We start from the raw sequence: 20,554 nt of genomic DNA, 5'->3' as shown, positions 1-20,554 counted from the left end.
ACTCAATTGCGGGCGTCCGGTCACCTCGAACGGCACCGAACCGGTAGTGGTGTGCGGTTCGTTGTCCACTGAACCGAGCTGCCGGTCGTCGAACCGGAGCACGCGGTCGAAATTGACCTGCTCAAAAGACATGTTCCGCCTCCTCACCTGATTAATAGTCCCCATATTGGAGCCCTACGGAGCTCCACTCCCGCCATCACTATTGTGGTGTAAGGCCATCCCCGATACGCTCACTGTCGAACACCTTCGAACATGTGATCGAATCTTGGTCTGCGACACCGAAACCGGGGCTGCAACCGCGAAATGACACTGATGTGATTAGACACTTGTTAGCTGCCAGGGTCAAGCGGTGGAAGGCATTTTCATACCATCTCGTGACATAGATCCGGCGTGTCCCTGCACCGGCGTGTTCGCCACATCCGCCGCGATGTCGGCCACACCGGCGCGCTGGCCTAGGGTCTGAAGCGTGAAAGTCACCGTTTTGGTCGGCGGCGTGGGTGGCGCCCGGTTCCTGCTCGGCGTGCAGCATCTGTTGGGGCTGGGGCAGTTTGCCAGCCACGACAGCCCGGCTGCGGCCGAAGGTCAGACGCCCGAGCATGAACTGACCGCCGTGGTCAACGTCGGCGACGACGCCTGGATGTTCGGCGTACGTATTTGCCCGGACCTGGACACCTGCATGTACACCCTGGGCGGCGGAATCGATCCCGAACGCGGCTGGGGTCACCGCGACGAAACCTGGCACGCCAAGGAGGAACTCGCCGCCTACGGCGTGCAGCCGGACTGGTTCGGCCTCGGCGACCGCGATCTGGCCACCCATCTGGTGCGCACCCAGATGCTGCGCGCCGGCTATCCGCTGTCCCAGGTGACCGAGGCGCTGTGCGACCGGTGGCAGCCCGGCGCACGGCTGCTGCCCGTCACCGATGACCGCAGCGAAACGCATGTCGTGGTCACCGATCCCGACGGCGAACGCCGGGCGATCCACTTCCAGGAGTGGTGGGTGCGCTACCGCGCGCAGATCGCGACGCACAGCTTCGCCTTCGTGGGGTCCGACAAGGCCACCGCCGCACCGGGTGTGCTCGAGGCCATCGCCGGCGCCGATGTCGTGCTGCTGGCGCCGTCCAACCCGGTGGTGAGCATCGGGACCATCCTGGCCGTCCCCGGCATCCGGGGCGCACTGCGCTCCACCGCGGCCCCGGTGATCGGGTACTCCCCCATCGTGGCCGGAAAGCCGTTGCGCGGGATGGCCGACGAATGCCTGCGGGTGATCGGCGTCGAATCCTCGTCGCAGGGTGTCGGTGCGCACTTCGGCGCCCGCAGCGGCACCGGCATCCTGGACGGCTGGCTGATCGACCGGGGCGACACCGCCGACATCGAGGGCGTGCGGGTGCAGCAGGCGCCACTGTTGATGACCGATCCGGCCGCCACCGCCGAGATGGTGCGCGCCGGTATCCGGTTGGCAGGCTTGACACTGTGACATCGGCGCACACCGACCATGGCACCGACCACGGCAGCTCGGCGGGAATCGAGATCATTCCCGTCCACGGCCTCGGCGAGTTCCGGCCCGGCGACGACGTGGCGGCGGCCATCGCCGCCGCCGCCGACTGGCTGCGCGACGACGATGTCGTCGTGGTCACCAGCAAGGTGCTGTCCAAGGCCGAGGGGCGGATCGTCGCCGCACCGTCGGACCCCGAGCAACGGGACGCGCTGCGCCGCAAACTCATCGACGACGAGGCCGTCCGCGTGCTCGCTCGCAAGGGCCGCACGTTGATCACCGAGAACGCCTTCGGGCTGATCCAGGCCGCGGCCGGCGTGGACGGCTCCAACGTCGACGCCGCCGAACTGGCGCTGTTGCCGGTGGACCCGGACCGCAGCGCGGCCGCCGTGCGGGACGGCCTGGCCCAGCGGCTCGGGGTCCGGGTCGGCGTCGTGGTCACCGACACCATGGGCCGCGCCTGGCGCAACGGCCAGACCGATGTCGCCATCGGCGCGGCCGGTCTGCGAGTACTGCACGGATACGGCGGCTCGCACGACGGTTTCGGCAACGAACTGATCGTCACCGAGATCGCGGTCGCCGACGAACTGGCCGCCGCCGCGGATCTGGTGAAGGGCAAGCTCACCGGTGTCCCGGTGGCCGTGGTGCGCGGCCTGACCCTGTACGACGACGGCTCCGGCGGCCGCACCCTGGTGCGCAACGGCGAGGACGACCTGTTCTGGCTGGGTACCGCCGAGGCAATCGCGTTGGGCCGCAGCCAGGCCCAGCTGCTGCGCCGCTCCATCCGCCGATTCGCGCCCGACCCCGTCGACCCCGCCCTGATCGAGGCGGCAGTGGCCGAGGCGCTGACGGCGCCCGCGCCGCATCACACCCGTCCCGTACGGTTCGTCTGGCTGCGCGAACCGGCCATCCGCACAAGACTTCTGGATGCGATGAAGCGGCGCTGGGAATCCGATCTCAGCGGTGACGGGCGCTCCCCCGATGACGTCGCCCGGCGGGTGGGCCGGGGCCAGATCCTCTACGACGCCCCCGAAGTCGTCATCCCGTTCATGGTTCCCGACGGTGCGCACAGCTATCCGGACCCGGCCCGCACGGCCGCCGAACACACCATGTTCACCGTGGCCGCCGGCGCCGCGGTGCAGGGACTGCTGGTGGCCCTGGCCACCCGGGAGGTGGGCAGCTGCTGGATCGGGTCGACGATCTTCGCCGCCGACACCGTCCGCCGGGAGCTCGAGTTACCCCAGGACTGGGAGCCGTTGGGCGCCATCGCGATCGGCCATCCACTCGAACCGCCCGCGCCGCGGGAGCCGGCGGGCACCGACGGTCTGCTGCTGATCAGATGACCCTGCACGCCTCCGTCGTCGACACCTTGACCCGCTGGGATGCACCCGATTCCGAGCAGGACGCCCTGCGGCACGCGGTGCTGGCCTTCGTGCTGGGCCGCCCGGACGCCTGCCGGCGAGCCTGCGAACCCGGCCACATCACGGCGTCGGCCTTGGTGCTCGACGACTCCGGCACCCAGGCACTGCTGACCCTGCACCCGCGGATCGGGCGCTGGCTGCAACTGGGTGGGCACTGCGAGGACGAGGACGTCGACATCACCGCCGCCGCGCTGCGCGAGGCGACAGAGGAATCCGGGATCGTCGGGCTGCGCCTGGATGCCGGGCTGGCACGCGTGCACGTGCACCCGCTGACCTGCTCGCTCGGCCTGCCCACCCGGCATCTGGATCTGCAGTTCGTCGTTCGCGCGCCGGCCGGCGCCGATATCGTGCGCAGCGACGAATCACTCGATCTGCGGTGGTGGCCGCTGGACGCGCTGCCCGAGGGTGACCCGGCCCTGGCCGCACTCGGTGCCGCGGCGCGGCAACGTCAGACGTCGGTGGAGTAACGGATCCCGCCGTCGGGAATGGTCACCCCGGGCCACACCCGGGCGCCGCGCAGCAGTTCGCACCGCGCGCCGATATCGGCGCCGTCACCGATCACGCCGTCGCGGATGAGCGCGCGGGGTCCGATCCTGGCGCCGAATCCGATGATGGACCGTTCGATCACCGCACCCGCGGCCACCCGCACGCCGTCGAAGATCACCGCACCGTCCAGCCGCGCTCCCGCGCCGATCTCGGCACCGCGACCCACCACGGTGCCGCCGATCAGCAGCGCGCCAGGGGCGACCGCGGCGCCGTCGTGCACCAACCGCTCCCCGGCCTGACCGTTGAGCGCCGGCGACGGTGCGATCCCACGCACCAGGTCGGCCGAACCGCGCACGAAATCATCGGGCGTGCCCATATCCCGCCAGTACGAGTTGTCGACATAACCGCACACCTTGCGGCCCTGCGTCAGCAGCGCGGGAAACACCTCACGCTCCACCGACAAGGCCCGACCCTTGGGCAGCTCGTCGATGAGCTCGCGCCGGAAGACGTAGCAGCCCGCATTGATCTGGTCGGTCGGCGGATCCTCGGTCTTCTCCAGGAAGGCGGTGACCCGCCCGGCGGCGTCGGTGGGCACACAGCCGAACGCCCTGGGATCACTGACCCGGACCAGATGCAAGGTGACATCGGCCTGGTGCTCCTCATGGCAGGCCAGCAACGCCCCCAGGTCGGCCCCGGACAGCACGTCACCGTTGAAGACCAGCACGGTGTCGTGCCGCAGTTTCGAGGCGACGTTGGCGATACCGCCCCCGGTGCCCAGCGCCTGCTCCTCCACGACGTACTCGATGTGCAGGCCCAACTTGGAACCGTCGCCGAACTCCGCCTCGAACACCTCGGCCTTATACGACGTACCCAGCACGACATGCTCGATCCCGGCCGCGGCGATGCGGGAGAGCATGTGGGTCAGAAACGGCAGCCCGGCCGTCGGCAACATCGGCTTGGGCGCCGACAGGGTCAGCGGGCGCAACCGGGTGCCCTGCCCACCGACCAGGATGACGGCATCGACTTTCGCCGGATCGACCATGCCTAGAGCCGTCCTTTCGCCTGTCTGCGCCGGGAATGTCCGACGACGAGTCCAGCCCGGGCAGCCAGGGCCCCCCGAATAGTCCACCGCAACGGTGCCCGCCACCAGCCGGGATGCCGATCGGCGAGGAAAGTGTAGGTGCTGCGATGATGCGCGGCCAAGTTCTTCGCGGGATCACGGCCGGCCGCGTGGCCCTTGTCGTGCACGATCTCGGCCGACGGTACGTAGACGTTCTGCCACCCGGCGGCGGTCAGCCGGTCCCCCAGGTCGACATCCTCCATATACATGAAGTAGCGCTCGTCGAATCCGCCGATCTGGTCGAACGCCGCCCGCCGCAGCAACAGACACGACCCCGACAGCCAGCCCACCGGGCGCTCGCTCGGCGCGAGCCGTTCCTGCCGGTAGGCGGCCGTCCACGGATTGTTCTTCCACACCGGGCCGATCACCGCGTGCATACCGCCGCGGATCAAGCTGGGCTGATGCCGCGCCGACGGGTACACCGTGCCGTCCGGATCCCGGATCAGCGGCCCCAGCGAGCCGGCGGCCGGCCACCGCTGCGCGGCGGCCAACAGCTCGTCGATGCTGTCCGGGCCCCACTGGACGTCGGGATTGGCCACCACCAGCCAGTCACCGTCGGTGACGAACTCGGCCACCGCGCGGTTGACCGCGGTGCCGTACCCCAGATTCGAGCCCGTGTGGAACAACCGCACATTGGGGTAGCGCTGCACCGCTTCTTCGGGGCTGCCGTCGGTGGAGCCGTTGTCGGCCATCACCACCGTCACCGGCCGCTCGGTGGCATGCGCAAGCGAAGCCAGGAAACGGTCCAGATGCGGGCCCGGTGAGTACGTCACCGTCACGATGAAGAGGTGGTCACTCACGGTCGTAGAGGGTAGCGGCGTGCCACGCTGTGTCCTGCACCTCACCGGCACCGCGTCCGAAACGCCTAACGGGCAAGCACTCCGGCCGTGAACTTCGGCTGCCAATCCGAGGTCAGCAGCGCGCCGTAGTTGGCCTCCCGGTCATTGCGGTTTCCGGTGTCCAGATCGCGCACCGCGTGGATGAAGGCCGGACCGGTCCAGCCCACCGCGGCGGCCGCGGCCAGCACGTCGGTGATCTGCTTGGCCTGCTCCTGCTGGCTGACACCGTCACCGGGGATGTCGCTGGTCGACGCGCCCATCTCGGTCAGCCAGATCTTCTTGCCACCGTCGCCGTGGGCATTCATCACATCGCGCATGCGCAGCACATCCGACCAACCGTGGTTGCTGTCGGCGGCCAGACCACCGGGGAATACATAGGGGTGCGCGGCGGCAGCATCGAAGGAGCCACCGGCACCGGCGTCGTAGAGCTGCTGCAGGAATCCGGGCGGCGAGTCCGGCCCGTCCAGCGGGCTCAGCCCGGCCGCGATCACGGTGGCCCCCGGCTGCACCGACTTGATGGCGCCGTACGCCGACTTCAGCATGTCCGCGTACCGGCCCGCCTTGTTGTCGGCGAAGCCCATGAACAGCGGCAGATTCGGCTCGTTCCAGATCTCCCACGCGTTGATCCGGCCGGCGTAACGCTTCGCCGCCGCCGCGGCAAAGGCCCCGTAATCAGCCGGGTTTCGCGGCGGTGACGACGGGAACAGCAGCTGTGCGCCCTCCAGCCGCGCCCACAGCGGCGTGTTGGAGATGATGCCGAGCACCCGCAGCTTGTGCGCGCCGGCCGAGTTCACCAAATTGTCGAGGTAACCCCAGTTGTACTGGCCCTTGCTGCCCTCGATGACACCCCAGTCGACCGGCACGCGAATCCAGGAGGCCGTGGTCTTGGCGACCGCGTCGATCTCGCGGCTGGCATCACCAGGGTTGCCGGTGGCCCAGGTGTAGCCCTGGGCGAATCCGTAGCCGTCGGCCGGCGCTACCACCGCAGCCTGCGCCGTCACCGGTGACACCGCCCCCATCGAGATGACCAGCACGACCAACATCACGAACCGGCCGAGAACCCTGCGCAGCGGCGTCTTCATGCCCGCCAATGTACCGGACCTGCGCAGATGGCCGGCACCTGCGGATCTGCTGAGCGCCGGGCCTGCGCGATGCGCGCTGGCACGCCGGGTGCGCGCTCCCGCAACTTCGGCGGTAGCGCCAGTAGCCTGAGCCAATGCAGAAACCGGCCCGGGAGGCAGAGCACGCGTGAAGGTGACCCGGACCATCGCCGTCATCGCTGCTGCCGCCATCGTGGTGTGCACCGGTGTGGCCTGGAGCACCGTGCGCTCGTTCGAGGACGGCATCAACCACGTCAACTCGGCGGCGCTGGGCGGCGGCGGTGACGACGGCGCGATCGACATCCTGTTGGTCGGCCTGGACAGCCGCACCGACGCGCACGGCAATCCCCTGTCGCCCGAGGAACTGGCCACGTTGCGCGCCGGTGACGACGTGTCGACCAACACCGACACCATTATCCTGGTCCGCATCCCCAACAACGGGCGCTCGGCGACGGCCATCTCGATCCCCCGCGATTCCTATGTCGATGCCCCGGGGCTGGGCAAGATGAAGATCAACGGTGTCTTCGGCGAGGTAAAGCTCGACAAGATGAAGCAGCTGGTCGAGGTGCAGGGCGAGGACCCCGCCACGGCCGAACCCAAGGCGACCGAGGCCGGGCGGGAAGCGCTGATCAAGACCGTCGCCAAGCTCACCGGCGTGACCGTCGACCATTACGCCGAGATCGGGCTGCTCGGCTTCTCGCTCATCACCGATGCCCTCGGCGGCGTGAACGTGTGCCTGAAAAATCCGGTGTACGAACCTCTTTCGGGCGCCGACTTCCCGGCCGGCTGGCAGAAGCTGAACGGTCCGCAGGCGCTGAGTTTCGTCAGGCAACGCCACGACCTGCCCCGCGGCGACCTGGATCGAGTGACCCGCCAGCAGTCGGTGATGGCCTCGCTGGCGCACGAGGTCATCTCGGGCAAGACACTGTCCAGCCCATCCACCCTCAATCGGCTGCAGGATGCGGTTCAGCGTTCGGTGGTGCTCTCCGACGGCTGGGACATCATGGATTTCATCCAACAGCTGCAGAAGCTGGCCGCCGGATCGGTGGCTTTCGCGACCATCCCGATCCTGCAGGAGGACGGCTGGAGCGACGACGGTATGCAGAGCGTCGTGCGGGTAGACCCGGTTCAGGTGCACGACTGGGTGGAGAGCCTGCTCAGCGACCAGGCCGCCGGCAAGACCGAGCAGCTCAGTTATTCGCCGGAGAAGACCACCGCCGACGTGGTCAACGACACCGATATCAACGGGTTGGCGGGGTCGGTGCAGCAGGTCTTGACCAGCAAGGGTTTCACCGCAGGTGCGGTGGGCAACAACGAGGGCGAACACGTCGCCAACAGCCAGGTGCAGGCAGCGAAAACCGATGACCTTGGCGCGCAAGCAATTTCGAAGGAGCTCGGCAACCTTCCGGTGGTCGAGGATGCCACGCTGGCACCGGGGACGGTGCGCGTGGTGCTGTCCTCCGATTACACCGGGCCGGGCTCGGGCCTGGACGGCCCCACCGGGCTGTCGGGCGACTCCGCGGTCATCGAGCAGAGCGCGGGCGGTTCCGGTGACACGGCCGAGCCGCCCCCGCCGCCGTCGCCCATCCTCACCGCGGGGTCAGACGACCCGGCGTGCGTGAACTGAAGATGGCCACGATCAGCGCGGCACTGCTGGATCCGCTGTTGCGCCGCGACCCCGTCGGGCCGCGCATCACCTACTACGACGACGCCAGCGGTGAGCGCATCGAACTGTCGACGGTGACGCTGGCCAACTGGGCAGCCAAGACCGCCAACCTGCTGCGCGACGAACTCGGCGCCGGACCGGGCAGCCGGGTGGCGGTGCTGCTGCCCGCCCATTGGCAGACCGCCGCGGTGCTGCTGGGTATCTGGTGGATCGGCGCGGAAGCGGTGTTCGGACCGGAAGCAGCGGACGCGGATATCGCGCTGTGCACCGCGGACCGGCTCGATGACGCCGATGCCGCCGCGGCGGCCGGTGAGGTGGTGGTGCTGTCCCTGGACCCGTTCGGGAAACCGGCGCCCGGCCTGCCGGTCGGGATCACCGACTACGCCACCGCGGTGCGGGTGCACGGCGACCAGATCATCCCCGAACGCGCACCGGGCCCCGCCCTGAACGGCCGGACCGTCAGTCAGGTGCTGGCCGCAGCGACGGACGCGGCGGGCGCGCGCGGCCTGTCCGACACCGACCGCGTCATGTCGACGGCGGGCTGGCATACCACCGAGGATCTGATCACCGAGTTGCTCGCGGTGTTCGCGGCGGGCGCCTCTCTGGTGCTCGTGGCAAACCCGGATGCCGGTGCGATGGAGCGCAGGCGCGGGACCGAGAAGGTCACCAAGGGCTGAGCGGGGCGGCACCGCTCGCGTTAAATATCCTTTTCCGTCAATAATGTCATGCTATGGGCCAGACGGGCCCCTCATGAGTACCCTGTGACAGGTGGGAAGCATCGCGATGAGATTCGCTGCATATCGGCACTTCGGCCATCGCCGTGTGCAGGGCTATACGGAGTCCTCGGCCATCGGGTTGCTACAGGCCGTCGACGAGTTGCAGCGGGCCGCCGGTATCCGCGGGCCGATCGCCGAGATCGGCGTCCATCACGGCCAGCTCTTCATCGCCATGAAGTTGCTTCAGCAAGCGGGTGAGCACGCCATCGCGATCGACCTTTTCGAGAACCAGGCCGCGAACATCGACAAGTCCGGCGAAGGCAACCGCAGCGAATTCCTGCGCAACCTGGACCGCTGGGCCGACCGCACCGACCTGGTCGTGCACCAAGGCGATTCCACCCAGATCGTGCCCGGCGACATCCCCGCTCTGTCCGGCGTGCGGCTGTTCTCGGTCGACGGCGGCCACACCGAGGAGATCGTGCTCAGCGATATGCGGCTGGCCGAGAAGAGCCTGATCGACGGCGGCGTCGTGATCGCCGACGACGTCTTCAACCAGCAGTGGCCCGGCGTGTGCGTCGGCACCGTGCACTACCTCGAGCAGGGCGGCGCGCTGGTGCCCTTCTACATCGGCTACAACAAGGTGCTGTTCACCCAGCCCGAGCACGCCGACCGGTACCGCACGGCGCTGGACCGGGCGTACGCCGACCGCACCATGACGGCGGTGTTCGAGTCGGTGTTCGTCAACCATCCGGTCAGCGTGCTGGTGCCGGTGCCCGTCCATCCGGTGCACATCGCCCGGCGCAGCGAAACCGCACGCGCCGCCTACCGCAAGGTCGCGTCACTCTGGAAGTGACGCGACCCGGCGATCGTCTTCGGCTCAGCGCAGCAGCTGACGCGACATCACCAGACGCTGAATCTGGTTGGTGCCCTCGTAGATCTGGGTGATCTTGGCATCGCGCATGAAGCGTTCCACCGGGAAGTCCACGGTGTAGCCGTACCCACCGAACAACTGCACGGCGTTGGTGGTGACCTCCATGGCCACATCCGAGGCGAAGCACTTCGACGCCGAGGCCAGGAACTGCAGGTTGGGCTCGCCCCGCTCGGCGCGGGCGGCCGCGGTGTAGACCATCAGCCGGGCGGCCTCGATCTTCATCGCCATATCGGCCAGCATGAACTGGGTGTTCTGGAAATCGGCGATGGATTTGCCGAACTGCTTGCGCTCCTTGGTGTAGGCGATCGCCGCGTCCAGCGCCCCCTGCGCGATGCCGACGGCCTGCGCACCGATGGTCGGGCGGGTGTGGTCCAGGGTGGCCAGCGCGGTCTTGAAACCGGTGCCGGGCTCGCCGATGATCCGGTCGCCCGGGATGCGGCAGTTCTCGAAGTACAACTCGGTGGTCGGCGAACCCTTGATACCCATCTTGTGTTCCTTGGGGCCGGCCGAGAAACCCTCGTCGTCCTTGTGCACGATGAACGCCGAGATACCATTGGCACCCTTGTCCGGGTCGGTCACCGCCATGACGGTGTACCAGGTGGACTTGCCGCCGTTGGAGATCCAGCATTTGGTGCCGTTGAGGATCCAGTCGTCACCGTCGGCCACGGCCTTGGTGCGCATGGCACCGGCGTCGCTACCGGCTTCGCGCTCACTGAGCGCATAGGAGGCGGTGGCCTCACCGGCCGCGATGGAGGGCAGCACCTTCTGCTTGAGTTCCTCGGAGCCGCGCATCAGCAGGCCGGTGGTGCCGAGCTTGTTGCAGATCGGGATCAGCGAGGACGAGGCGCACACCCGCGCCACCTCTTCGATGACGATGCACGCGGCGACGGCGTCGGCGCCCTGACCGCCGTACTGCTCCGGGATGAAGACAGCGGAGAAGCCCGAGCCGTCCAGCGCGGCAAGGGCCTCGTCGGTGTAACGCGCCTGGGCGTCCACCTCGGCGGCGTACGGCGCGATCTCCTTCTCACACAGGGCGCGCAGCACGGTGCGCAACTCATTGTGCTCGTCGGACAGCTGGAACAGGTCAAAGGACGGGTTGGCAACCATCGGATCTCCTCGCTACTCGCCAGTAACCATAGCCGGTTAATCCCGATTCACTCAATCGCCGAGCAGTCGGCTGCGCAACGCCGCGTCTTTCTCCAGCACCATCTGCTCCAGACCCGCTTGGAAGGCCTCCATTCGGGAGCGCAGCGCGGCATCACTCGCGCCGAGAATCCGTACCGCGAGCAGGCCCGCGTTGCGCGCCCCGCCGATCGACACCGTCGCGACCGGCACGCCGGCCGGCATCTGCACGATCGACAACAGCGAGTCCAGCCCGTCCAGGCGCGCCAGCGGCACCGGCACACCGATCACCGGCAGCGCGGTGGCCGCCGCAACCATGCCCGGCAGGTGCGCGGCCCCGCCGGCGCCGGCGATGATCACCTCGATACCCCGGCCCGCCGCGGTCTGGGCGTAGTCCAGCATCCGGCCCGGGGTGCGATGTGCGGACACCACCCCGATCTCGAACGGGATATCGAACTCGGCCAGTGCGGTGACGGCGGCCTCCATCACCGACCAGTCGCTGTCGCTGCCCATGATGACCCCGACGCGGGGGCTCAACTTCTCGGTCATGGATCTAGTGTCCGTCCCATCCGTCGGTCCACTCGGCGTGCGACAACCAGTGCGCCGCCCGCTGCGCTCGTTCCCTCAGTGCCGCAACGTATTCCGGGTCATCGCTGGACCCCTCTCCCCCGCTGCCGACGATATTGACGTGCCCGATCTTGCGGCCCGGCCGCTCCCCCTTGCCGTACAGGTGCACCTTGGCGTCGGGCATCCGGCCCATCAGGTGGTGCACCCGTTCGTCCATCGACATCTGCGGGGTCTGCGCCGCACCGAGCACATTGCCCATCACCGTCACCGGGGCCAGCGCTGCGGTGTCACCGAGCGGGTAGTCCAGCACCGCGCGCAGATGCTGTTCGAACTGACTGGTGCGGGCACCGTCCATGGTCCAGTGCCCGGAATTGTGCGGGCGCATCGCCAATTCGTTGACCAGGATCGCGCCGTCGGTGGTCTCGAACAGCTCCACGGCCAGCACCCCGACCACCCCGAGCTCGTCGGCCAACCGCAGGCCCAGGGCCTCGGCCTCGGCAGCCACCTGTGCCGGCAAGCCCGGCGCCGGCGCGATGACCTCCACGCAGATTCCGTCGCGCTGCACGGTCTGCACCACCGGCCACGCCGCGCCCTGCCCGAACGGCGAGCGCGCCACCAGGGCCGACAGCTCCCGACGCATGGCGACGCGCTCCTCCAAGAGCACCTCGACACCGTCGGCCAGATATCCGGCGACCGCCTCCCTGGCGTGGGCCAGGTCGCGGGCCAGCACCACACCGCGGCCGTCGTACCCGCCGCGGATGGTCTTGATCACCACCGGGCCACCGATCCGGGCGGCGAACGCGTCGACATCGTCCACGCTTGCCACCGCCGAATAGCGCGGGATCGGCGCACCGAGCGCCTCCAGCCTGCGCCGCATCACCAGCTTGTCCTGGGCGTGGATCAGCGCCTCCGGCGGCGGTGCGACGGTGACCCCTTCGGCGACCAGTTGCTCCAGATGCGCGGTCGGCACGTGTTCGTGGTCGAAGGTCAGGGCATCGGCTCCGGCGGCGGCCCGGCGCAGCGCCTCCAGATCGGTGTGCGCGCCGAGCACCACGTCCGGACTGACCTGCGCGGCCGGCTCGTCAGCGGCCGCGGCCAGTACCCGCAGGGTCTGACCGAGGGCGATGGCCGCTTGGTGGGTCATCCTGGCCAGCTGCCCGCCCCCGATCATGGCGACGACGGGGGCGGCTGAGCTCTTGGGGGTACGTGGCACGGCACCATGTTTTCACGACGCGGGGAGGGCTCACACACCCACCGCGACCTGCGCAGGTTCACGTTGGCCAGTGAGTTTCCGTAGAGTGTCTCTTCGTGTCCTTTGCTGATGCCACGATCGCGCGGCTGCCCCGCCCGATCCGGCCGTTCGCCGAGCGGCACCATGAACTGATCAAATTCGCGCTGGTCGGTGCCACCACCTTCGTCATCGACTCGGCGATCTTCTACACCCTCAAGCTCACCGTGCTGGAACCCAAGCCGGTGACCGCCAAGATCATCGCCGGCATCGTGGCGGTGATCGCCTCCTACATCCTCAACCGGGAGTGGAGCTTCAAGGACCGCGGCGGCCGCGAACGCCACCACGAGGCGCTGCTGTTCTTCGTGGTCAGCGGCGTCGGGGTGCTGCTGAGCATGGCCCCGCTGTGGGTGTCCAGCTACATGCTGGGGCTGCGCGTGCCCGAGGTGTCGCTGACCGTCGAGAACATCGCCGACTTCGTCTCGGCCTACGTGATCGGCAACCTGCTGCAGATGGCGTTCCGGTTCTGGGCGTTCCGCCGTTTCGTCTTCCCCGACGAGTTCGCACGCAACCCCGACAAGGCACTGGAATCCACGCTCACCGCCGGCGGTATCGCCGAGGCGTTCGAGGACCATCACGAGCAGGCCAGCGGCACCGTCACCCCGCTGCGACGGTCACGCCGCAGCGCTCAACTGGGCGATTCCTCCGACCCCAGGGTGTCGAAGACCTCGTGATAGAGCAGGGAGTGCACCTGCTCCACCCGCGGAATGTCGTGGAATTCCAGGGGATCCTGCGCCGCTGACTCGATGACCAGCGTTCCGGTGCGCAGCACCCGGTCCAGCAGACCGTGCCGGAATTCCACACTGTTGATCCGGGCCAGCGGGATATCGATGCCACTGCGGGTCAGCAGGCCGTGACGGAACATCACCCGGCGGTCGGTGATGACGAAATGCGTTGTCCACCAATTCAGGAACGGCCACACCGTCAGCCAGCCCACCAGGATCAGCCAGATCACGCCGATGACCGCGAACAGGATCCGTTTGGCGTTGCCGTCCCAGTCGGTCTGGTTCACCCAACCCGCGCCGAACGCCGCCAGCGCGGTGGCGAGCAGCAGCACCAGCGCGGCGCCGATCAACCGCTTCCAGTGCGGATGCCGGTGCAGCACCACGCGCTCGTCCTTGGCCAGCACGTTCTCCGGGTAGCCCACGGTGTGACTTTACTCAACCACCGCGTCGCCCGCGGGCCGCAAATGCACAATATCGGCCGCTGAGACCACTTCACCGCCGCGCTCGGTGCCGATCCGTAGCCGGCCCTGCCCGTCGATGGCCTCGGCCGTGCCGACGATGTCCCGGCCACCCGGCAGCTGGGCACGCACCCGGGCCCCCAAGGTCGCACTGCGGGCGCGGTAGTCGTCGAGCAGCGCGTCGGTGTCACCGGCCCGCCATTGCCCGACCCGCTCCCCCAGCCGCGCCAACAACGTCCGAACGATATCGGTGCGATCGGCCTGGACCCCGAGCTGATACACCGAGGTGGCCTGCGGCTGCCCGATCTCCTCGGGCCGGACGGCGACATTGAGCCCGATCCCCAGCACGATGACGGGTTTCGGGGCGGCCACCTCGGCCAGGATCCCGGCGATCTTGGCGGTGCCGACGAGCACATCGTTGGGCCATTTGAGCCCGGCGCGGATGCCCGACGCGGACAAGGTGTCGACGACCGCGACGCCGGCCAGCAGCGGGACAAGACCCCAGTGCTGCTCGTCGACGCCGTCGGTGGCGACGCCCACCGACATGATGATCTGCCCGTGCCGCACGCCCGCCCACGACCGTCCGCCGCGTCCGCGACCGGCGGTCTGATGCTCGGCCAGCAGCACCACCCCGGCGATGTCGTCACCGCCGCGGGACCGCGCGATGAGGTCGGCATTGGTCGATCCGGTGACCTCGACGATGTCCAGGCGACGCCACGGTCCCGCCGCGGTATCGAGTGCGGCGCCCAGCGCCGCGGCGTCCAAGGCCCGCGGTTCAGCAGTCATTGCGCACCGGCTGGTCGGCGAATCGTTTTGCCATCCAATCCAATTGGGACGCCAAGTCGACATCCCCGTGTCCCTTACCCGGTTCGAACTGCACCGTCACCGTTCCTCCCATGGCGCATGCCTTCGCGATCGCTGCGGCCGTCCAGGCCGAGTCGACCAGCGTATCGGCGCCGCCGTACCAGACCGACAGCGGCGCCGACAGCGGACGTTGCGGCAGCGCCCAGTCGCGCAGCAGCTGACGCAGCCGGTCGGCCGCGGCCGCATTGCGGGGCGCGACGAACTCGGGGCGCAACTGCGCGCCGGCGTCACCGCGCTGATAGATCTCCGGCGCCTGGCAGGCCGTGAGCACCTGCCAGTACTTGGTGGCCGCACCGGACCGGTAGTCGTCGCGGTTGAGATCGGGATGCCTGCGGGCCAAGGACTCCACGATGACCGGCATGGCCAGCAGCTGATCGGAGGTCAGGGTATGCGCCAGCGCCTTGTCCACGAAGCCCGAGACGTCGGCGGCCGGTGACGCGGCCACCGCGCCCATCAGCTTGAGGTCGGTGCCGTACCGGCCGGCCTGCTCGTCGGCGGCCCAGGTCGCCGCGCCGCCCTGGGAGTGGCCGAACGCCATCCAGACCGCCGACACGTCGGCGAAGGTGTGCCGCAGCGCGCGCACGCTGTCGATGATGTTCAGTCCGGCGGTGCGGGCATCGAGGTACGGGTGGTTTCCCTTGGTGCCCAAGCCTTCGTAGTCGGCGACCGCGACGGCGAAACCGCGGCCGGTGAACGCCGTGACGAACGGCAGCAGCCCCATCATGTTGTCGGACAACGACGGTGCGCAGGGCCCGTCGATGCCGAGCGTTCCGTGCCCGACGGCGACCACCCGCCAGCCGCCCGGCGGCGGGGTTCCGGTCGGGACGAACACCGACCCGGACACCACGGTCTGCTCGCCGGTGTCTCCGTTGGTGGACCGGTACAGTACCCGCGCGGCCCGCAGCCCCCGCGCCTCGATCCTGCGGGTCACCCCGGGCATCGTGGTGGCCGACACGAGCGTGCCGGGCCCGGATCCGCTCATATCGGCGGTCTGCACCGGGACGGGGGCGCCACCGGAGGAGGGGAAGAGATTGAGATAGGCCAGCCCGACCGGCACCGCGAACGGCAGGAGCGCCACGGCCACCGCAATTTCGGCGACGACGACGGCGGTCAGCGCGAGCGCGACGAGCGTGCGCTTGATGCGGCGCGACCGAGTCGGTGCCCGCGGGTCGGATGGCATCTCAGATGGGGTTTCGGATACGGACCGCGGCACGAATCCACGCTACCGAAGCCGTGGTCGATGACCGGTCGGTCCCGGTCAGTACGCGCCGACCCCGCCCAGCACGGTCCGCACGGTTTTGAAGGCGATGACGAGGTCACCACTGATGGACCAGTTCTCCACGTAGGACAGGTCCAGGCGGACCGAGTCGTCCCAGGACAGGTCCGACCGGCCGCTCACCTGCCAGAGCCCGGTGATACCTGGCAGCACCAGCAACCGTCGGCGCACCTGATGGGTGTAGGAGTCGGCCTCACTCGGCAGCGGCGGGCGCGGGCCCACCACGCTCATCTCCTTCTTCAGCACGTTGATGAACTGCGGCAGCTCGTCGACGCTGTAGCGGCGCAGGATCCGGCCGATCGGGGTGACCCGCGGGTCCTGCCGGATCTTGAACAGCACGCCGCCGTCCATCTCGTTCTTGTCGGCCAGGCCGGCCACCATCTGGTCGGCATCCTGGACCATGGTGCGCAGCTTGATCATCCGGAACGGCTTGCCGTCCAGGCCGATCCGCTCGGAGAGGTAGAACACCGGTCCACGGCTGGTGAGTTTGATGGCCAGCGCGCTGGCGAGCAGCAGCGGGAAGGCCATCAGCAGCACGGTCACCGCCACGCACACGTCGAATGCCCGCTTCTGCAGCTTCTTCGTGCCGCTGTACTGCGGCTTCTCCACGTGGATGAGCGGCAGGCCGGCCACCGGACGCATGGTCAGGCGGGGACCAGCGACGTCGACCATGCCCGGTGAGACGACGAGGTCCACGCCGAGGCGGTCCAGTTCCCAGGACAGCTCGCGCACGCCTTCGGGGCCGAGGTGTTCGGTCGCGGTCAGCGCGACGGTGTCGGCGCCGACCCGGGCAATGGCCTCCTCGACCTGACCTTCGTCACCGAGCACGGGCAGCGCGCCCACGCCGGGCACCTCGAGGGTGCCGCCGCCGGGCCGGCCGGTCAGGCAGACGCCGACCACCGAGTAGCCGTACCACCAGGTCCGGTCCAGCGACTGGACCAGGCTCTTGACCGCCACCGGGTTGCCGACGGCCAGCACCGAGGTGACGCAGCGTCCGCGGCGGCGGTAGAAGTTCAGCACGCGACGGCAGCCGCTGCGCCCGAGCATCAGGAACACCAGTCCGAGCGGGAAGGCCAACGCCAGATAACCGCGCGCGTACTCCGGCCGGAAGATCATCAGGGTGACCGCGACGACGCCGATCGTGGACAGGGTGGCCGAGAGGACGCGACGGTATTCCTCCATGCCGGCGCCGACCACTCGTGGCGACCGGGACCGGTACGCCGTCAGCAAACCGAGCCACATAAATCCGAAGATGACCGACAGCAGGCCGAAGTACTTGGTGAGCGGGTCGAAATCGGTAACTGGCCGGCCGAGCCGGACCATCTGGGCGCACGCCATCGCCGCACCGACCACGAAGACATCGGTGATGGTCAGGGCAAGAACGTAACGACGCTGCCAATGCAACCCACCGACATGGGCAACCGCAGGTTCGGCACGTTGCAGGGCGGCTGGCGCTGCCGTCTCTCTCACAAGAGTCACCTGGTGGTCCACCTTCTTTGCTGCGCCAGTCGAACATTGTTGCTCGCGGGCTATAGCGGCCCGCTTAAACTATCGCTTTCTTTTGCGTAAGTTGCAATATCCGGCGCCTGTTTTTCCCTGTGTGAGCGATGTCGCACCCACCGGTTCCCGACCGTTGCCCGTCGTCCCGAACGACTTTGCGCGGTGGCCAACCAAGGGGTTGGTCCGCCGCCGCGCGGACAGTGCGATCTAACCACGAAACACGACTGCGGGCCGGGTAAACCAACCACAATATTTACGTTGCCGTCGAAACCTGTCAACTATGGTGACGACCTTTGCGTTGTACCAACTCATGTTGATATCGCAAACGCGACACCGGCCGCGCCGCCACGATGCAGCTAACGGGCCGCCAACGGGGCACCTTGCGGCCACCTAATAGGCACTGACCTGCGGTTCAGCACAGCCTGCGGTTCAGCACAGCCGGCGGTTGGCTCGGGCACAGCCGCCGCCGGCTCAGGCACAGCCGCCGCCGGCGGGGGTTCCGTGCATCCGGTCGAGCAGCCAGCCGAACTGCTCGCCGACATCCAGGTCGCCATGACCGTGCTCGGGCTGGAACTGGGAGATCAGCTGCGTGCCCATGGCACAGGCGGCCTCGATCGCGTGGGCGGTCCACGCCGGGTCGATGTACTCGTCCTCGCCGCCGTAGGTCACCGACAGCGGCCCGCTGGACCGCTGCTGGGGCAACGCCCACGCGCGCAGGTGTGCACGCAGCCGGTCGGCCGCCGCCGCGTCGTGCGGGGCGACGTCGCCTGGCTTGATCTTGTCGATGACGTCCGCGCGGTCGCGCACCGCATCACCGGCGCATGCGATCAGCACATCCCACTTCTCGGCGACGATGCCGCGCCGGTAGTCGTCGCGGTTGATCGCCGGATCCAGCCGCGCGATCGACTCGATGACCAGGGCCAGGGCCGCCGACTGTTCCTTGGTCAGGGTGCCCTCGACGGCCTTGTCGACCAGGCCGGCCACGTCGGCGGCCGGCGCCAGCGCGACCGTCGCGATGAGATTCAGGTCGGGGGCGTAGCTGCCGGCCAGCTCACTGGCGGCCCACACCGCCCCACCACCCTGCGAACCGCCCCAGGCCGCCCATCGGTCGGACACGTTCGGGAAGGTCTTGCGCAGGGCCCGCACCGAATCGATGATGTTGCGGCCCGCCGTCATCGAATCCAGGTACGGGTGCACACCCGGCGCACCCAGCCCCTGGAAGTCCGCCAGCGTCACCGCGTAGCCGGTGGCGATGAACTTGTCGACCACCTCGGCCATGCTCAGCAGCGAGGCCGACAGCGACGGTGCGCAGGGCTCGTCGATACCGACGGTGCCGTGACCGAGCGCGATGACCGGCCAGCCGCCGGCCGGCGCGTCACCCGGCGGCACGAAGACCGACGCCGACACCTGGGTGGGCGCGCCGGTGTCGCCCTCGGTGGAGTGGTAGATCACCCGGGCCGCGTTGATCGCCGCGCCCTGGGCCCGTTTGTTGAACTCGGGCATGGTGCTCGCACTCACCAGCGCACCGGGATCCTGTCCACCCAGCTGGGCGCCCGCCACGGGCTGCGCCCCCGTTTCGGCGCCCTGCCCCGTCGGCTTGGCATCCTCGCGTCGGGTCACCAGCACGATGCCGATCACGACAACCAGCACGACGGCCAGGGCCGACCCGCCCCACCACAGCTTGTGTCGCATCAACTCTTCCGGAATCGCTTGACCAGCCCCAGCCCGGGTTTCTCGACCAGGTAGTAGGTGGCGGTGGCCAACACGATCGTCACCGCCGCCACGACGGCGATATTGCGGAACATACCGGCCCAGGTGTCGCCGGCAGCCAGGCCGTAACGGCCCAGCAGCAACAGGATCGGGTAATGCCACAGATACACCGACAGCGAGATGACGCCGACGAAGTGGAACGGTTTGTAATCCAGGAACCTGGCGAGTTTGGAATCCCCGCCCCACGCCAGCGGCAGCACGATCAGGATGATGAAAATGGCTGAGACAAAACCGATTCCGGCCGTGGCGAAGGCACTGCCCGTCACGGTGATCGCCAGCGCGGCCACCATCGCGACGAGCAGCCCCGGGATCGAGTACACCCAGATCCGCTTGGCGGCGCGAGGGCCGATGACCCCCTGCTCGATCGCGACGAACAAGATGGCGGCGAACATGCCGTACGCGAAGAGGTCGGCATTGGTCAGGAAGCTGCGCATGAACACCGCGGCCCAGTTCGGCCCCCAGTTCTGCATGGCCACGCTGGTCTCCCCGGTGGCCCGGAAAACCAGCGGCGCGAACAACCGGCCGACGACGCCGAGCACCAGCAGGATGGCCGGGGCCAGGCAGGCCAGCGCCAACGGCGCGACAGCGGTGCGCTTGCGCAGCCCGAACAACAGCATGCCCAGCAGCGGCAGTGACACGTAGAACGCGATCTCCAGCGTCAACGACCAGGACGGGCTGATGCCCGTCTGCACGTACTCCGGGACGTAGGTCTGGGTGAGGGTGAGATTGGCCAGCAGCTCCCAGGGATCGGTGATCATGCCGGTGCCCTGGTCGGTGCCCAGCTGCTGGGTCGCGGAGTTCTGTATGTAGGCCACCTGCAGCACGAAGTTGCAGATCAAGAAGATGACCAGATAGCCGGGGAACACCCGGAACACGCGGTGCAGCGCGTACTGGCGGGTGTCGGGCATGGTGGCCTTGTCGGCCGGCTTGGCGAGCTTGCGGATATAGGGCAGGAACAGCAGGAATCCGCTGAGGACGAAGAACAGGATGAGCGCCAGCCCGAGGATGTCCAACTTCGCCTTGTGGTGCACGATCGGCGAATACGCGATCCCGACGTGACCCGCGACGACGGCCAGGCAGCCCAGTCCCCGCACCCCGTCGAGACCGATGATGCGCCGATGCGTCGGCGACGTCGCCAGCACCTGCGATTCGATGGCGGGCTCGACCGGCGAGGCGTCCTCGCGGGCGGCGTTGGTATCAGTCATGGCGTTCT

General features: G+C 68.5%; 19 protein-coding genes. 7 read left to right on the top strand and 12 right to left on the bottom strand.

From position 1 onward, the window contains the following. Nucleotides 1–466 precede the first annotated feature (466 nt). From cofD to SBI67_RS19385, 3 genes are read left to right on the top strand one after another with little or no spacing between them, the layout of a single operon-like run. Nucleotides 467–1,474: a 2-phospho-L-lactate transferase gene (gene cofD / locus SBI67_RS19395; protein WP_318982136.1), complete on the top strand. Its 1,008-nt coding sequence runs from the start codon at nucleotides 467–469 to the stop codon at nucleotides 1,472–1,474. Next, nucleotides 1,471–2,835, top strand: a complete 1,365-nt coding sequence (locus SBI67_RS19390; protein WP_318982135.1) for a coenzyme F420-0:L-glutamate ligase — start codon at nucleotides 1,471–1,473, stop codon at nucleotides 2,833–2,835. The genes cofD and SBI67_RS19390 overlap by 4 nt, the downstream gene beginning before the upstream one ends. Further along, a complete protein-coding gene (locus SBI67_RS19385; protein ID WP_318982134.1) occupies nucleotides 2,832–3,380 on the top strand; it encodes an NUDIX hydrolase in 549 nt (182 codons plus the stop codon). The genes SBI67_RS19390 and SBI67_RS19385 overlap by 4 nt, the downstream gene beginning before the upstream one ends. Here the strand turns inward: SBI67_RS19385 and manB are convergent. From manB to SBI67_RS19370, 3 genes are all read right to left on the bottom strand, one after another. After that, entirely contained in the window at nucleotides 3,362–4,441 is a 1,080-nt protein-coding gene (gene manB / locus SBI67_RS19380; protein ID WP_318982133.1) for a mannose-1-phosphate guanylyltransferase ManB, read from the bottom strand. The two genes, SBI67_RS19385 and manB, sit on opposite strands and share 19 nt — an antisense overlap. 2 nt (nucleotides 4,442–4,443) lie before the next feature. After that, nucleotides 4,444–5,319 (bottom strand): glycosyltransferase family 2 protein, encoded by an 876-nt coding sequence (locus SBI67_RS19375; protein WP_318982132.1) that lies wholly within the window; start codon nucleotides 5,317–5,319, stop codon nucleotides 4,444–4,446. A gap of 65 nt (nucleotides 5,320–5,384) precedes the next feature. Continuing rightward, nucleotides 5,385–6,440, bottom strand: coding sequence for a glycoside hydrolase 5 family protein (locus SBI67_RS19370; RefSeq protein ID WP_318982131.1), 1,056 nt, complete (start codon nucleotides 6,438–6,440; stop codon nucleotides 5,385–5,387). Nucleotides 6,441–6,606: 166 nt separating this feature from the next. Between SBI67_RS19370 and SBI67_RS19365 the strand changes: the two genes are divergently transcribed. The 3 genes from SBI67_RS19365 to SBI67_RS19355 all read left to right on the top strand — a co-directional run bounded on the left by SBI67_RS19365 (nucleotide 6,607) and on the right by SBI67_RS19355 (nucleotide 9,693). Beyond that, a complete protein-coding gene (locus tag SBI67_RS19365; RefSeq protein WP_489685564.1) occupies nucleotides 6,607–8,085 on the top strand; it encodes an LCP family protein in 1,479 nt (492 codons plus the stop codon). Nucleotides 8,086–8,087: 2 nt separating this feature from the next. Continuing rightward, nucleotides 8,088–8,801 (top strand): TIGR03089 family protein, encoded by a 714-nt coding sequence (locus tag SBI67_RS19360; protein ID WP_318982575.1) that lies wholly within the window; start codon nucleotides 8,088–8,090, stop codon nucleotides 8,799–8,801. Nucleotides 8,802–8,892: 91 nt separating this feature from the next. Further along, nucleotides 8,893–9,693 carry a class I SAM-dependent methyltransferase gene (locus tag SBI67_RS19355; protein ID WP_318982130.1) on the top strand — a complete coding sequence of 267 codons (801 nt, stop codon included), beginning with the start codon at nucleotides 8,893–8,895 and terminating at the stop codon, nucleotides 9,691–9,693. Between the two features lie 24 nt (nucleotides 9,694–9,717). On the opposite strand, the gene SBI67_RS19350 is transcribed toward SBI67_RS19355, so the two are convergent. The 3 genes from SBI67_RS19350 to SBI67_RS19340 are packed head-to-tail and all read right to left on the bottom strand — an operon-like array spanning nucleotide 9,718 to nucleotide 12,673. Further along, a complete protein-coding gene (locus tag SBI67_RS19350; protein WP_318982129.1) occupies nucleotides 9,718–10,878 on the bottom strand; it encodes an acyl-CoA dehydrogenase in 1,161 nt (386 codons plus the stop codon). A 51-nt stretch (nucleotides 10,879–10,929) separates the two neighbouring features. Continuing rightward, entirely contained in the window at nucleotides 10,930–11,442 is a 513-nt protein-coding gene (gene purE / locus SBI67_RS19345) for a 5-(carboxyamino)imidazole ribonucleotide mutase (RefSeq protein WP_318982128.1), read from the bottom strand. A 4-nt stretch (nucleotides 11,443–11,446) separates the two neighbouring features. After that, nucleotides 11,447–12,673, bottom strand: coding sequence for a 5-(carboxyamino)imidazole ribonucleotide synthase (locus SBI67_RS19340; protein ID WP_318982127.1), 1,227 nt, complete (start codon nucleotides 12,671–12,673; stop codon nucleotides 11,447–11,449). Nucleotides 12,674–12,768: 95 nt separating this feature from the next. Here SBI67_RS19340 and SBI67_RS19335 point away from each other — a divergent pair, with 95 nt between their 5' ends. Further along, on the top strand, nucleotides 12,769–13,422 hold the full coding sequence (locus SBI67_RS19335; protein ID WP_318982126.1) for a GtrA family protein: 654 nt from the start codon (nucleotides 12,769–12,771) through the stop codon (nucleotides 13,420–13,422). On the opposite strand, the gene SBI67_RS19330 is transcribed toward SBI67_RS19335, so the two are convergent. From SBI67_RS19330 to SBI67_RS19305, 6 genes are all read right to left on the bottom strand, one after another. Further along, complete coding sequence (locus SBI67_RS19330; RefSeq protein WP_318982125.1) at nucleotides 13,377–13,895, bottom strand: PH domain-containing protein; 519 nt, start codon at nucleotides 13,893–13,895, stop codon at nucleotides 13,377–13,379. The genes SBI67_RS19335 and SBI67_RS19330 overlap by 46 nt on opposite strands. 9 nt (nucleotides 13,896–13,904) lie before the next feature. After that, nucleotides 13,905–14,717 (bottom strand): biotin--[acetyl-CoA-carboxylase] ligase, encoded by an 813-nt coding sequence (locus tag SBI67_RS19325; RefSeq protein WP_318982124.1) that lies wholly within the window; start codon nucleotides 14,715–14,717, stop codon nucleotides 13,905–13,907. Continuing rightward, nucleotides 14,707–15,975, bottom strand: coding sequence for a lipase family protein (locus tag SBI67_RS19320; RefSeq protein WP_318982123.1), 1,269 nt, complete (start codon nucleotides 15,973–15,975; stop codon nucleotides 14,707–14,709). Before SBI67_RS19320 ends, SBI67_RS19325 begins: the two co-directional genes overlap by 11 nt. A 78-nt stretch (nucleotides 15,976–16,053) precedes the next feature. Next, nucleotides 16,054–17,550 carry a sugar transferase gene (locus SBI67_RS19315; protein ID WP_318982122.1) on the bottom strand — a complete coding sequence of 499 codons (1,497 nt, stop codon included), beginning with the start codon at nucleotides 17,548–17,550 and terminating at the stop codon, nucleotides 16,054–16,056. A 492-nt stretch (nucleotides 17,551–18,042) separates the two neighbouring features. Further along, nucleotides 18,043–19,263, bottom strand: a complete 1,221-nt coding sequence (locus SBI67_RS19310) for a lipase family protein (RefSeq protein WP_318982121.1) — start codon at nucleotides 19,261–19,263, stop codon at nucleotides 18,043–18,045. Next, nucleotides 19,263–20,546 carry an acyltransferase family protein gene (locus SBI67_RS19305; RefSeq protein ID WP_318982120.1) on the bottom strand — a complete coding sequence of 428 codons (1,284 nt, stop codon included), beginning with the start codon at nucleotides 20,544–20,546 and terminating at the stop codon, nucleotides 19,263–19,265. Before SBI67_RS19305 ends, SBI67_RS19310 begins: the two co-directional genes overlap by 1 nt. Nucleotides 20,547–20,554 lie beyond the last annotated feature (8 nt).

This window comes from Mycolicibacterium chengduense (assembly GCF_033741155.1).
Taxonomy (GTDB): Bacteria; Actinomycetota; Actinomycetes; order Mycobacteriales; family Mycobacteriaceae; genus Mycobacterium.
This window is presented reverse-complemented; position numbering and strand designations above follow the sequence as displayed.

What these genes read in the sequence shown, in the direction of transcription:
- SBI67_RS19385 (WP_318982134.1), top strand. Translation starts at nt 2,832, where the DNA reads ATGACCCTGCACGCCTCCGTCGTCGACACCTTGACCCGCTGGGATGCA.
- manB (WP_318982133.1), bottom strand. Translation starts at nt 4,441, where the DNA reads ATGGTCGATCCGGCGAAAGTCGATGCCGTCATCCTGGTCGGTGGGCAG.
- SBI67_RS19370 (WP_318982131.1), bottom strand. Translation starts at nt 6,440, where the DNA reads ATGAAGACGCCGCTGCGCAGGGTTCTCGGCCGGTTCGTGATGTTGGTC.
- SBI67_RS19360 (WP_318982575.1), top strand. Translation starts at nt 8,088, where the DNA reads ATGGCCACGATCAGCGCGGCACTGCTGGATCCGCTGTTGCGCCGCGAC.
- SBI67_RS19350 (WP_318982129.1), bottom strand. Translation starts at nt 10,878, where the DNA reads ATGGTTGCCAACCCGTCCTTTGACCTGTTCCAGCTGTCCGACGAGCAC.
- purE (WP_318982128.1), bottom strand. Translation starts at nt 11,442, where the DNA reads ATGACCGAGAAGTTGAGCCCCCGCGTCGGGGTCATCATGGGCAGCGAC.
- SBI67_RS19325 (WP_318982124.1), bottom strand. Translation starts at nt 14,717, where the DNA reads ATGACTGCTGAACCGCGGGCCTTGGACGCCGCGGCGCTGGGCGCCGCA.
- SBI67_RS19320 (WP_318982123.1), bottom strand. Translation starts at nt 15,975, where the DNA reads ATGCCATCCGACCCGCGGGCACCGACTCGGTCGCGCCGCATCAAGCGC.
- SBI67_RS19310 (WP_318982121.1), bottom strand. Translation starts at nt 19,263, where the DNA reads ATGCGACACAAGCTGTGGTGGGGCGGGTCGGCCCTGGCCGTCGTGCTG.
- SBI67_RS19305 (WP_318982120.1), bottom strand. Translation starts at nt 20,546, where the DNA reads ATGACTGATACCAACGCCGCCCGCGAGGACGCCTCGCCGGTCGAGCCC.